At 60.2% G+C, this 11554-nt stretch carries 12 protein-coding genes; 1 reads left to right on the forward strand and 11 read right to left on the reverse strand.

Translation table 11 applies throughout. The annotated features are described in order from the left end of the window. Positions 1-63 precede the first annotated feature (63 nt). The 9 genes from AC1DNF_RS10970 to AC1DNF_RS11010 form a co-directional block, all read right to left on the reverse strand. Positions 64-1380 carry an McrC family protein gene (locus AC1DNF_RS10970; RefSeq protein WP_478148609.1) on the reverse strand — a complete coding sequence of 439 codons (1317 nt, stop codon included), beginning with the start codon at positions 1378-1380 and terminating at the stop codon, positions 64-66. Continuing rightward, on the reverse strand, positions 1377-3851 hold the full coding sequence (locus tag AC1DNF_RS10975; protein ID WP_478148610.1) for an McrB family protein: 2475 nt from the start codon (positions 3849-3851) through the stop codon (positions 1377-1379). The genes AC1DNF_RS10970 and AC1DNF_RS10975 overlap by 4 nt, the downstream gene beginning before the upstream one ends. A gap of 144 nt (positions 3852-3995) precedes the next feature. After that, a complete protein-coding gene (locus AC1DNF_RS10980) occupies positions 3996-4244 on the reverse strand; it encodes a hypothetical protein (RefSeq protein ID WP_478148611.1) in 249 nt (82 codons plus the stop codon). A gap of 73 nt (positions 4245-4317) precedes the next feature. Further along, on the reverse strand, positions 4318-4983 hold the full coding sequence (gene yidD, locus AC1DNF_RS10985; RefSeq protein ID WP_478148612.1) for a membrane protein insertion efficiency factor YidD: 666 nt from the start codon (positions 4981-4983) through the stop codon (positions 4318-4320). Positions 4984-5069: 86 nt separating this feature from the next. Beyond that, positions 5070-5333 (reverse strand): DUF1272 domain-containing protein, encoded by a 264-nt coding sequence (locus AC1DNF_RS10990; RefSeq protein ID WP_478148613.1) that lies wholly within the window; start codon positions 5331-5333, stop codon positions 5070-5072. A 532-nt stretch (positions 5334-5865) separates the two neighbouring features. Beyond that, positions 5866-6198 carry an antibiotic biosynthesis monooxygenase family protein gene (locus AC1DNF_RS10995; RefSeq protein WP_478148614.1) on the reverse strand — a complete coding sequence of 111 codons (333 nt, stop codon included), beginning with the start codon at positions 6196-6198 and terminating at the stop codon, positions 5866-5868. 119 nt (positions 6199-6317) lie between these two features. Beyond that, positions 6318-6641 carry a hypothetical protein gene (locus tag AC1DNF_RS11000; RefSeq protein WP_478148615.1) on the reverse strand — a complete coding sequence of 108 codons (324 nt, stop codon included), beginning with the start codon at positions 6639-6641 and terminating at the stop codon, positions 6318-6320. A gap of 201 nt (positions 6642-6842) precedes the next feature. Continuing rightward, entirely contained in the window at positions 6843-7481 is a 639-nt protein-coding gene (locus tag AC1DNF_RS11005) for a hypothetical protein (protein ID WP_478148616.1), read from the reverse strand. 138 nt (positions 7482-7619) lie between these two features. Beyond that, complete coding sequence (locus AC1DNF_RS11010) at positions 7620-7835, reverse strand: hypothetical protein (RefSeq protein WP_478148617.1); 216 nt, start codon at positions 7833-7835, stop codon at positions 7620-7622. A gap of 317 nt (positions 7836-8152) precedes the next feature. Between AC1DNF_RS11010 and AC1DNF_RS11015 the strand changes: the two genes are divergently transcribed. After that, entirely contained in the window at positions 8153-8785 is a 633-nt protein-coding gene (locus AC1DNF_RS11015; protein ID WP_478148618.1) for a dihydrofolate reductase family protein, read from the forward strand. Between the two features lie 88 nt (positions 8786-8873). Here AC1DNF_RS11015 and AC1DNF_RS11020 read toward each other — a convergent pair whose 3' ends face one another. Continuing rightward, the gene (locus tag AC1DNF_RS11020; protein WP_478148619.1) at positions 8874-10355 is read right to left on the reverse strand and encodes a Fic family protein; all 1482 of its coding nucleotides are present in this window, start codon (positions 10353-10355) and stop codon (positions 8874-8876) included. Positions 10356-10730: 375 nt separating this feature from the next. After that, positions 10731-11102, reverse strand: a complete 372-nt coding sequence (locus tag AC1DNF_RS11025; RefSeq protein WP_478148620.1) for a hypothetical protein — start codon at positions 11100-11102, stop codon at positions 10731-10733. Positions 11103-11554: the final 452 nt, after the last annotated feature.

Genomic DNA, 11554 nt, shown 5'->3' on the forward strand with positions numbered 1-11554 from the left:
CGACGAAGGTCTTCCTATAGCCGCATTCTGCTGCAGCGACTGTCCGCCTTTGCCTCTGAGAGGCTACGTCGGTTCGATTGCCTCCAAACTCGCCAGCCCCACGGCGCGTCGATATAGCAGCCTGAGTTGTTGCCGGACCTTGCCGAGGTCCGCGAGGCAGATTTGCCCTACGACGACAGTGGTGTTGCGCGCTTGATACCGCAGCAACCTACCCTCGTCCAATGGCACTTTTGCGGCTTGCTCGTAGGGATATAGCATCAGCAGACGTTCACAGTGGTAGCGGTGGGCGTATCCGAGCATCTGATAGAGGTCAGCCTGCGCGACGCCAAGTTTGCGCTCCTCCAGCTGCAGGCGCTTGTACTTGGTGTCTGCGATGCAGTAGGTCACCCCTGCGCCGGCGACGACAATGTCCGGCTTCAGACGGAACATGCTGACCTCGCCGTCCTCCGATTGCATCAAATGATGCTGAGAGTGCTGCAAGCTCACACTGAGGCCGTGTGCAGCCAATTCTTTGCGGAGCTGTCGTCCGACGTATTCCTCGAAAAGGAGATTCATGTCGAAGAGCAGCGAGAACGAACTCTTGCCTCCCTTGGCAACGTCAGGACTCATCTTCGAGATGAACAGCTGTGCCATCTTCTTGGATGGCTCAAATCGAGCGGCTAAACGATTTAGCTTGACGCCGCGCCACCAAGCGCCCTGCGACGTGCGTATGGAAACGGCCCCGAACGAGAGAAGCAGTTCTCGGACGTGGCGCTGAGTTTCGGCGGACCGTGCAAGCCGAAGCATTCGGGTAAGCGCAAGCTTCAGGAGTTGGTTCAGTTCGTGGTCCTCGTCCAACTCATCGAACTCACAAGCAAGTCGCTCCTTGTGCACAAAGTTGCGGCGGACTTGCTCGTCAACAAGAATCCGACCGCGCACCATCTGCAGGTCATCTTCATCGACTCGATAGCGCTTTGTAAGGCCGCGGCGAGCCTGCTCTCCCAGGTTTCGGCAGAACATGAGTATGAAAGCGTCCAGCCAGCTTGACTTCGCCAGGACTGCCTGGGCTTCACCTGGCAGATGAACCTCCACGTCATAGGCCGCCAACAGCATGGCGAGGAGGTTCCCGCGGACGCTGGCGATGCCAAGTGGCTCTCCTGGCGTCTCAATCTTTGGCAAGACCTCAATGTCCCTGCCGCCAACCCGTACTAAGCCGACGAATTGTCGGAATCGCACCTTGCTCCTACCGGTATGCTCAATGATTCGCTGACGCATCCGCTTTCCCAGCGCGTACAACTCGTCGACCTCCCCGTCCGTCAGGACCGGCGCGTTAGGGTCCCCTTGCGGAAGTTGGCCGACTACAGCCAACCCCTCATATTCAAGGGCGCTGAACCCGCTCATTCGTAAATCGCTTTGACCATGGCCAGGGTGATATCCGGCTGGACTGTGTACCGCTTCCGGGGCTCCAAGCCATCCACGTTTGTGCCGAACAGCTTTTCGGGGGACACCTCGTCCGCAGTCACAATCTGATGGCCGGATGCCGAGCGCTTGCCGTCAAACACGAGCTGAATCTTGGACCAGTCATCGTGAAAATACTCCTGGAGCAAGGGGATAACCTTGAACCTCAGGGCATCCCGAACGTCGATGAAGCTCTTTGCGTTGCAGAAGTAGGCGTGGCCGATGGTGTGCTCGCGGTCAAAGAGGAAGCCGATGCGACGGTTCAGTTTTTCCAAAAGCCTTGGTAGGTCGACGTCACCCACCGGGGCTTGCGGGAGTGCTTCAAGTCTAGGCATCAATTCCCTGAAGACGAACCTTCGTCGCAGCGCAGTGTCCATGAGCGCGATGGAGTGGTCTGCGGTGTTCATGGTTCCGACGATGAAGAGGTTTGGAGGCAAGCCGAAAGGCTCCTCTTCCTCTTCCGCATAGGGCAGACGAGCCGTCAACTGGTTCGGCCTTCCGAGGCGCTTGTCGTCTTCGATGAGCGTGATGAGCTCACCGAAAATCTTAGCGATGTTGCCGCGGTTGATTTCGTCGATGACAAGCACATAGTTCTTCAGCGCCTCCCCAGTCGAGGCCGAACCGAGGCGCTCGTCAGTTGCCTGCAGTAGCTGGACGACGGCCCAAAAGTAGGTTGGCACATGCCGGCTGATGGCGGTGACTTTCGAAGAGGCGCTCCTCTTAGCCCACGCCGCCTTGAGCTTGGCCCGCGAGAGCGAGACTGGCTCACTCCCGTTTTTCGATTTGACGTACAGGCCGCCGCGTCGTTTCGCCAAGGTCACGGTCACCTCGGTTCCACACGAGAGTTTGGCGCTGACGCCACCTGCTTCATTAGCCTCGATATCCTGCACGACTTGGTCGTATGCGCGGTCGAATCGGGCTGCGTCAGCAAGCTCACCCTCCCGCCCTTGCATTGACTTCAGCCAGTTTCTTCTGGCCTCGACAGCGATACGCATCAGAACCCCATCTTGTACGTCGTAAGAAATCACCCCATCGTCGGTTGAGGGTCGAATACCCTGAACAAAATCCTGATACGAGTAGGACGGATGAAACGTGACGAAGTCAATCTGGCCGCTCTTCCGAAGCGTGTCGAATAGCGCCTTGGTCTTGGTGTACTCGGATTCGGCGACCAACTCACCGACCTCGCGCCCGGTGACGATAGACACTGCTTCCGCCACAGATTCGTAGGTTTTCCCTGTACCAGGAGGTCCATAAAGGATGCGATTGAGTGGGCCCTCGGTCAAGCCGGTCTGCGAGACGCTCTCGTTTGTCACGGATATTTCCTTTTCGACTCTATCTTCGTCTTCGTCAGCGTCATCTGCGGCAATCAACGCCGCCAGGTCCAGGAGGTCCATGTCGAAGAACGGCTTCAACACGACGCTTTCAAACTCCAGGAGTTGCAGGTGCGGCACCTGAAAAAACGTGGAGATGCCGCCTGGCGACCACTTGCGTTTGCTGTTTACCGTGTCGCGCATGTTAGAAGCCTGCTTCAGGACTTTGTAGCGCCGCTGCGCGTATGGTTCGCCCTTAGCGGTGGGCTCGATGTCGCCCACTAATCGACCGAGGAGCCGCAAGCTGTTGCTGTGACAGAGGAAGAACACTGTGCCGTGCTTAGCGGCGACGAACTTTGCCCCTTGGTCCTTCGGGGCGTCCGTCCCGGTCACGATGACCCGCGCGGCGAGCATTGAAGCTAGTTCATCCCTCGTGAACACCTTGTCCCCGTGGGAGAATTTCCAGACGTCCACCTTCTTGGTGCTCCATTCGGTCCAGACCCGGTCCCCGAACTCGATAAGCCCTTCCGCTGAGGTGCGATGCGGGAGGATTTCCGAATACAGCTGGCTATTCGCAGCCTTACCCGGTGGCTTGTCCAGGAAAGCACTGAGTGCCTCCCTCAGGTACACCGCAATCGCGAAGGGCTCAGATTGGGGCTGGTAAAGGAAGGCGATTTTCCATTTGAGTGCGTTGCCTAGGTCGGCGTTCTCGATTGTCTGGACATCCCCTCGGGCAGCGGCCTGCGCGACCGTGACAACCGCGGTTCGAACAGCTTCGAAGGCCTTCTGCTCCGTCGCCCCGTATTTAGCCAGCCAACCGTATTTTTCCGACCTCTTGATGCTCGGATTTGTCGAATCCTTGTCGATGCCCGGAACACGCGAAAAAATGCGCATCGTGCGGCCGGAGCCACCGGAAATCTCACCGAAAACCTTGAGCTTGTACTCCACCCAGTAGGCGAACGTAGAGTGCGAGCCCGCCTTCGTGTACTCCTCCAAAGTCATAGTGGTGAGTCGGCTCAGGGGCCAAACAGTCAGGAACTCCTTCCACAGGTTGTACCTCGCACCGAAATCTTTAACCGTTTTGGCCGTTGCCTCTTCCGCCATTGAGCGTTGTCCTAGTTGTTGTGGCCTCCGCTAGCTGAGGCCACGAACGGCGAATCTTGCCAGGGAATGTCCTTGGCGATTCGGCCGTCTTCAGGTTCATTGGGAGTTGGGGACGAGTGACTGCTGGTGGCCGCAGGCAGCCGCCTATCGAATGCCGTTCGCGACGATGTAGGGTGCGAACTTTAATTGGACCCGTGCAAGCTCCGTCGGCGGGACGGCTTGAATCATCGCCGCTTCAGAGCCAAAGGTTGCCATCGGCTGAACTTGGCATGGGTTGTAGTCGTGTTGCGTGTTGCCCCCTCGCGTGGCGAAGGCGATGTCGCCAGTCAAGGTCCGGTCGAGTACCAGTCGATGCTGATTGGTCGGCGTTGCGTATAAGTCGCCAGCGTTCAAGTGATTTCTCCGTTTGGTGTTCTGGATATTGAGGCAGAGCGGCCGCTTATCGGTTATTGCCGGAGCATAGCCGTCAGCGCTGCGGTCGGCGCCTTGCTCTGTCTTCTCGCCTCGAGACACGTCTCATGCATCGCTCCCGGGCCATGTCCGCGGCGGAGGGTCGGGTGAAGTAGCGCCACAGCGCACCCACGACGGCCAAGGCGAGCATGCCCAGTAGGAAGTACACCATGAACTCTGTGAGCCATGGAAACGGGTCCTCGCCACCACTACCGCCTCGTCTGCGCGCCTGAGCCGGCGTTGCCATCAGGCTCGCCATCGCAACTGAGCCCAGGTTGAGGAATTGAGGAATGGACATGCCTATGCGTTGATTTGAAAGGACCGCGTTGAAGGTCAGCTGATGGCGGGATTCTGACCTAGCCGGGCCCGCGCGCGCAGCACCCTGATAGTCTCCTCGCGCCCAGCGGGACCAAAGCGGGCAAGCCTCGGCGGGAGCTTCCGGCGGCGCCGCGGCGGCTTGGCCTTCCGCGCTGGAGAGGACTCGTGCCGAGGCGGCGCATGCTTCAAAGCGGCGGATGGTGACCAGGACGCCGGCCACCATGCCCAGGCGAGCAATCGCTCGCTTTGCGAACCGCGAACATGAAGCTCCGCCCGTCCGCACTCGATGTGCGCAGCTGAAGCCCTTGTAGGGTGAGATGAACCGCTGGTATCCGTCAATGGCAGCTATCGCGAAGGTCTTCATGTGCCTCGTTGGACGTCCGTGCGGAATGTCTGGTCCTGGCCGGTCACGGCTGTTGGCGAAGCGCTGTCGTACACCACGTACCGCGCCTACTGAGGCCACGTTCCCTGTGCCGTCGCGCAACCTTCAGGCTTGAACACTCGCGTGGTCGAAGCCGGATATTTCGCAAGCTTGGCGGCCGACCGCCGTGGGCGCGGGAGCAACTCACCGCCGCAGTTCGGGCAGATTCCGGCGAGGCGCTGTTCGGCGCAGTCACTGCAGAACGTGCACTCGAAAGAGCAAATCCGGGCAACGGCCGAATCGGGCGGCAAATCTCGGTCGCAGCACTCGCACCCGGGTCGCATTTGAAGCATGACGAAAACCTCCGCAAGCTTTGTTGACCAAGGTTAAACGAGACCGGACGGAAGATTGGGCGGGACTTCCGCTCATGGCCGACTGCAGCCGCCGGCATTCTCGTCGTGAATTGCCCAAAGCGGTCCTCGCGCTCGGCCGAGGTAGCCACTTGCAGCCTACTGTGGCCCAAGGCACAGCCCAGACTTCGGACCCTCGCATTCGATGGGGTGGTCGCTCCACCGGCAAATCCATCGACCGTCGTCCTCGACGACCTCTCCTAGTTGCATCGGCTGCAGTTCCTCGGCTGTGAGCGGGCGTATCAGTCCCACGCGGATGAATTCAGACTTGTCGCAGATGACAACCGTGGCGTCTGGGTCGCACCTCTGCAGGAGTTGAATGAGTTCGCTAACCTTCATGCTACGCACGATAGGCGCGTCCTTCACCTGCGACAAGAGGACCGTGTCGCACGACCGCTTCTGGCCGACTGCAGCCAGAAGCTGGCGCGAAGAATCTACGGCCCGTGGCATCGCACCGTCATCGAATCGACGGCCGTCAGCCTTGAAGCGAAGCAGAAAAGACTTTCACCACCTCGTACATCCCAGGGTCGAACTTCGCTATCGCGAGTGCTTGGTCGAGGAATGGGGAGGCGACCGGATTCGAGCGCATCGCTTGGTAGTGCTCGGCGCTTTCCCACTGGGCGTACATCGTGACTTTCGTACCATCGACACTACGATGAAGGGCTGCGGAGACAAAGCCCGGAACGTGGCGGACTGACGTGTCCGTGGCCTGTGCGAGCAGTGTGACGAGCTCCGATTGATTCGCGGGCTCGACCGAGAAAACGTTGATGAGCGTGACGAATCCTGTGTTCTCAGCAATCGTGGTCATATGAGCTCCGGCCTTGGGGGCAAAGTATGGTTCAACGTTTCACTTCGTGATGGCGTTCGGCAACGTCAGCTGTTGGCCGACTGCCGCCGCACGACGCCACTGCGCCTTGCGACCGGCAATCACATGGTTTCGGCCTTTAGCGCCATCACGATGCAGCTCTCCGTGTTCGCGTCGATACGCATGTCGAGTACGTAGCGATACCCGCTGACGTTGGACCGAATCGTGACAATCTCATCGGCGCTCACTCCGTCCTTCATGATGCCCAAAATGCTCAGCTGGTTCCCGCTGACTCGGCCCCAGCCCAAGCCGTCGATGTATGTCGCGGCCCTTAGCGCCGTTGGCCCACACAGCGGTTTTGATTCAGCGACGGAGGCCAGCGGAAGAGCCATCAGAATCATCGCGTGGACAACGGGAGCGAGTCTGAGCTTGGATAGAAGCCGCATCGGAGTTCTCTGGAAATTTGGGTGCTTGAGTCGTGCTTTGCCGCGAATCTAGCCAGCGGGTAAGCGGCTTCAAAGCGCTTTTGAAGGAAAACTGAAAGGTCGTGACGAAAGTCCGGTTGTGGCCGATTGTTATCTGCTGTGCGGTCCGTTCGCATGCGCTCTGGAGGCCAGGCGCCCCTCCGCAATTGCCGTCAGCATGGCCTACTGCATGACCTGCAACATGAGCTTCGCAGCCCCTTCACAGTGCTGCGTCAGCCAACGCAACACCGTGTTCAGAGTATCGCTGTCAAGGACCAAGTCATTCTGCCATTGCGAAGAATGAGCCTTCAGGTTCCGCGCTATGGTTGCTTTGCCGTGGAATTCTCCGCCCAAGAAGTGAGTTCTAGGCGGACGGCCGCGATGAAGAAGGTAATCGCGGACTTCGTACAGCCTGGCAGCCTCCGGAGCAATGAACGAGTTTCTGAGAAACCGGCCAAGAGCACCGGTGGCACCGCCCTTTGAGACTTGCTCCACCATTTGGTCTCTCGGCTGTTTGAGGGCTTTTTCCATTGGCTGCGGCACCATCGGAAAGACGGATAGAAGGTAGGCCGCGAAGACCGCGTTCTCAGCGGCCGCCGTCGCGTTGGCGATGCAGTCGAAGAAGCGAGCGTCTTGCTCGAACCTTTCTTCAGTGCTGGAGGCCGCTTCGGCCGAGAATAGCCGCTTGAATTCCTCTGCGTGACGACCGGCGGCCTTCATGCGAATGGCGACACCGTTCCAACCCGAGCCGAAAAGCAAGTAGTGGTCTCGATGGCTTGGCATCATCAACGCCGAAGAACGCAGGCAGACCGCGTCGTGCAAGGCAACGTCGATTAGCGAACCAAGGTCTACGCCTAGCGCGACGGAGACGCCACGTGGTGCATGTGTCACGGGAAAGCACTCATCGAACTAACTGGGCAGCAATATTGTGAGTCGGGCTCGAACGACCGGTATTGGCCGTCAGCCGCTGGTGAATGGGTCGGTCCAGCCTGGCCGAAGGCCGAGAGCGAACTCTTCGCGCACCTTTTTCAATGATGGCTCCCAGCCCATGGCCGCCTCGACCTCGCCAACACACCCCCAGCAGTCGCCGGCGCAGTTCACCGACAACGGGTCGTCGTCTCGGTCGAGCTCACGCCCGCAAATCTGGCATTTCATGGGCTGATTGTTGCCCGCCATGTCGTCAGTGCGCACGCGCTTCGGAGCCCGAGTGCGACCGTCCGGTTCTGGCCGACTATAGTCCGCCGCGACCAAGGCGCATTGGCATGGGATAGACCTGCCTTGAACTTCGCCGGGAGGGAGCCGTCAATGTCTGGTTGTGGCCGACTGTAGCCGGTCGCGGCGCGGCAGGGGAGCTTCGAGCCCGAAGCGGTCGCCCAGGTGGGGGGCAGCAAAAAAAAATCCGCCGGGGCTGGACGAAGGGGACCTTGTACACGGCATCCATTCCGGGATATCGTTGTAGACGCTGTACACAACGGTCGACCTAAAGGAAAGTCATGAGCAAAGTATTCGTCAACATTGGACTCAGCCTCGACGGCTATATGGCGCCGGAAGGCATGACCATGGGCGACCCCGAGTTCAAGAACTGGGGGGCCAAGTGGGGCGCAATGATGGCCTGGATACTCAAGCAGCAGTACTTTCGCGAGAACGTACTCAAGCTCGGACCAGGCGGAGAAACTGGCCCGGTTAATGACCTCGTTCGATACACCTTCGAGCGCATCGGCGCCAACATCATGGGCAAGCGGATGTTCGACCAAGGGGAAATCGCCTGGCCGGAGGACGCCCCGTTTCACACACCGGTCTACGTTCTTACCCACGAAAAGCGCGAACCGTGGGTGCGTCCAGGCGGTACGACCTTCCACTTCATCAATGACGGGCCCGAGCGTGCGCTAGCGATGGCCCGAGAAGCCGCAGGCGAACGTGATATCCGCATCGCGGGTGGAGCGGATGTAATTCAGCAGTACTTAAACCTGGGTGCCGTCGACGAACTGGAAATCGCCTGGGCACCCGTGTTGTTTGGTAGCGGGCGGCGCCTCTTCGAGAACCTGCGAGAGCCCAGCCCGCAATTTCGCATCGACAGCGTTCTACATGGTTCAGCCGCCACACATTTGCGCTACGCGCGCCAGTGAAGGTGGCCCGGACGCTGCGGGTGTCTGCTTCTGGCCGCATTCTGCCGCACGCGCACCGGCTTCAGCAGGCCCACGAAGTAGTCGCCGGCTACGGCATCAAGAGCTTGAACTGGGTGAGCGAGCGCTCAAAGGCATTGCAGCGGCGCATGTCCGCGATGACCTGGTCGAGGTCGTCGTAGCGAAAGCGCGAGCTCCAGTCATGGATATGGCAGATGGCCTTGATGAATGGGTCCGGGTCGCCCCCGCGGGTCAGCGCACGCAGGCAGTCCAGGTACTGCTCGCGATACAGCGTGGGCACGATGATGCGGCATCCGTCGACGGCAGACAGCTCAGCGTTCATCACCAGGCGCGCCAGGCGTCCGTTGCCGTCGTTGAATGGGTGCACCTCGGCAACAAGGAACATTGCCAAGAGCGCACGCGCGGTGCCCGCGGGCACGCCTGGCAGCAGCTTGCTACCTTCGACCAACGTTCCTCTCACCAGTTGAGGCAGCACAAACTCGGTGTTGCCCGCGCGATTCACAACCAGCTTGAACTCACCCGGGCCCATCTCCGGTCGGTTCTCCATCTGCTTGCTGTGTCGCGCGCGCAGTTGCTCGAGCACAGGCTCGCCCGCGGGTAACGTAAGCGTTGACCAGGTGGGACTGAGCGCCTGCTCGAACACGCCGATGATGTCGTGGGAATCCTTGGGCCGTACCGTGACAGGAACGCCCTCCAGCACGAAGCCGCGCGCGTCCTCGACGGCGAATTCGGTGCCTTCGATGAAGTTGGAGAAGTACGATTCCAGGAACGCAAAATTCCGCCGGGCTCGGTCGTTGCCCAGCGAGGAGGGCGGCATGGGCAGAGGGTTGGCGCGCAGGCGCTGCGCGAACTTCTCGAACAGCTCCAAGCGAGCGCTGTCGTAGGGGACGGCCGCGGTGTGGGCCTTGCCCTGATGCGTCGTCAGAACGCTGGGCCGCGAGTTCAGGATGCTGCCCACCAAACCATCGAGTTGCGCAAACTCGCGCTCGAGGCCCAGCGCCGGCGCGACCTCACGCGCCCGCTCCCGCAGCTGACTCAGGGAGCTCTCGCCGCGCGAGTGGCAGATGTCCAGCAACCGTTTCTCCACGGCCTCGACGCCAACGCTCTTGGGGCTCTCCCCGCGGCTGGGTGACAGGTTCTCGAGCAACACCCGGGGCTCCGACGCGAAGTAGAGCGGCCGCCCCATCATCTGGCTGTCACCAGCCTGCGGCGGTGGGCCCTTCCAGACCTCGACCGTCAGGCCGGGCAGTTCCACGTTCCGCCGATAGGTGCCTACCAGGAAGACTTTGCCTTGGCTCGGGGCGCCGCCGTCGAACGCGGTGCGAAAGCTCATCACGGTGCCTGGGAAGAAGGCGGCCAGCACGCGCGGACGGTGTCGTGCGACGAGGGCGGCCCAGTCCTCCTTGGGCAGCGAGGATGCGAAGCCCTTGGCCACCTGCTTCAGCTCTCCTGTCGCGAGCCGCCGCTGGACCTGGCGCACCTGCGCGGGCGAAAGCTCCGGGTACAGAAGGATGGTGTCGTCGAGAGCGGGTGTCGTGATTTTCGTGACCAAGGGAGTGTCGTTTCGAGGCTTGTCGGATATTTGAGCTACAACTCCCTCTCATTGTCGCATTATTCGATTTCAGAAGGAACCGGCATGTGTCGCGTTTTTCGAGGGCAGTGGCGATGGTGTCGACAATATGTCGGTGTTTTGCCACACAAAGATACGATTTTGTCGCGATTTTGATGGAAAACGGCCCGGCGCCACTCGAGCCGAGCCCAGAGGCGACCGAGGAGGATTGCGCCCATCTCGCAACTCTGAGAATCGCTCCGCAGGGTCGCGAGGTATGCCTGGCTCTTCGATGGATTGGCCAACCATTCCTTCGAATTGGGCGGTTGGTTTGAATGTCAGCAGTTGGCCGAATTCTGAACTAGCCGCTTTGGGCGGCTAGCCCAAGGTACCGTCGGCCCGAACCCGGACTTTCCAGACTCGAACCACCTTGAACGGATGCAGGAGGGTCGGCTCGCGCACCTTGTCGTAACAACCCCAGGATTCGAGGTCTTCGCTGGTAAAGCGAGGGGGGCCGTACTTTTCCGCCCGCACACCCCATTCTTCATACCACTCCTCCACCACCCGACCATCCCAGTTCACGCGGACGTCCGTCTTCACAAGTCCGCTCCGAAGCCGAAAGTGCGTGCGCACCCCATACCGCTCCATCAATTCTCGCTGGAACTTGTTGGTGACAGTCGTCAGGTCGTGACGTAGTACTGGCTCCATCACGCTCCACATTGCCTCGGGAAGGACCAATTCCTTGCTCATAGGCGGAGAGCCTCGTCTGCGTACAGGGGTCGATTCATTGGGTGTCGTTGTTCACTGAGTCGAAGCGCTGAAGGTCCGGTGTTGGCCGACTGTAGCCTGCTGCCGCCTTCGCAGCCTCGGGGCCTTATCGGCCACACGGCTCAAGCCGAAGCGGTCGTTCAGGAGCGGGAGGCCGACTTGACTTGCAACTACGTATTCCGCATTGCCCAGGCGAGACGAGCGTCAGGACACTGCCGCTCAACGCGAAGCAAAGACTCCCGGTGGATGAGGCAAAGGCGCTGGGGCGGGAGAAAATCTGCGGCGTCAGCCTTGCTTGATGAGGTTCTGAAGAATGAGCGGTCCTCCCATGTCAATCAGAGCGCCGCCTTCGTTGATTTTGCCGAGCGACACAGGGGCGAAGCCGAGCTCGCCGACCAGTTTGGCAATCGAGGCCTCGGCGCCTTGGTCATTGC

It is taken from the genome of Variovorax sp. 01T432, from assembly GCF_056398605.1.

What these genes read in the sequence shown, in the direction of transcription:
- AC1DNF_RS10995 (WP_478148614.1), bottom strand. Translation starts at nt 6,198, where the DNA reads ATGACCACGATTGCTGAGAACACAGGATTCGTCACGCTCATCAACGTT.
- AC1DNF_RS10975 (WP_478148610.1), bottom strand. Translation starts at nt 3,851, where the DNA reads ATGGCGGAAGAGGCAACGGCCAAAACGGTTAAAGATTTCGGTGCGAGG.
- AC1DNF_RS11025 (WP_478148620.1), bottom strand. Translation starts at nt 11,102, where the DNA reads ATGAGCAAGGAATTGGTCCTTCCCGAGGCAATGTGGAGCGTGATGGAG.
- AC1DNF_RS10970 (WP_478148609.1), bottom strand. Translation starts at nt 1,380, where the DNA reads ATGAGCGGGTTCAGCGCCCTTGAATATGAGGGGTTGGCTGTAGTCGGC.
- AC1DNF_RS10990 (WP_478148613.1), bottom strand. Translation starts at nt 5,333, where the DNA reads ATGCTTCAAATGCGACCCGGGTGCGAGTGCTGCGACCGAGATTTGCCG.
- AC1DNF_RS11000 (WP_478148615.1), bottom strand. Translation starts at nt 6,641, where the DNA reads ATGCGGCTTCTATCCAAGCTCAGACTCGCTCCCGTTGTCCACGCGATG.
- yidD (WP_478148612.1), bottom strand. Translation starts at nt 4,983, where the DNA reads ATGAAGACCTTCGCGATAGCTGCCATTGACGGATACCAGCGGTTCATC.
- AC1DNF_RS11015 (WP_478148618.1), top strand. Translation starts at nt 8,153, where the DNA reads ATGAGCAAAGTATTCGTCAACATTGGACTCAGCCTCGACGGCTATATG.
- AC1DNF_RS11010 (WP_478148617.1), bottom strand. Translation starts at nt 7,835, where the DNA reads ATGGCGGGCAACAATCAGCCCATGAAATGCCAGATTTGCGGGCGTGAG.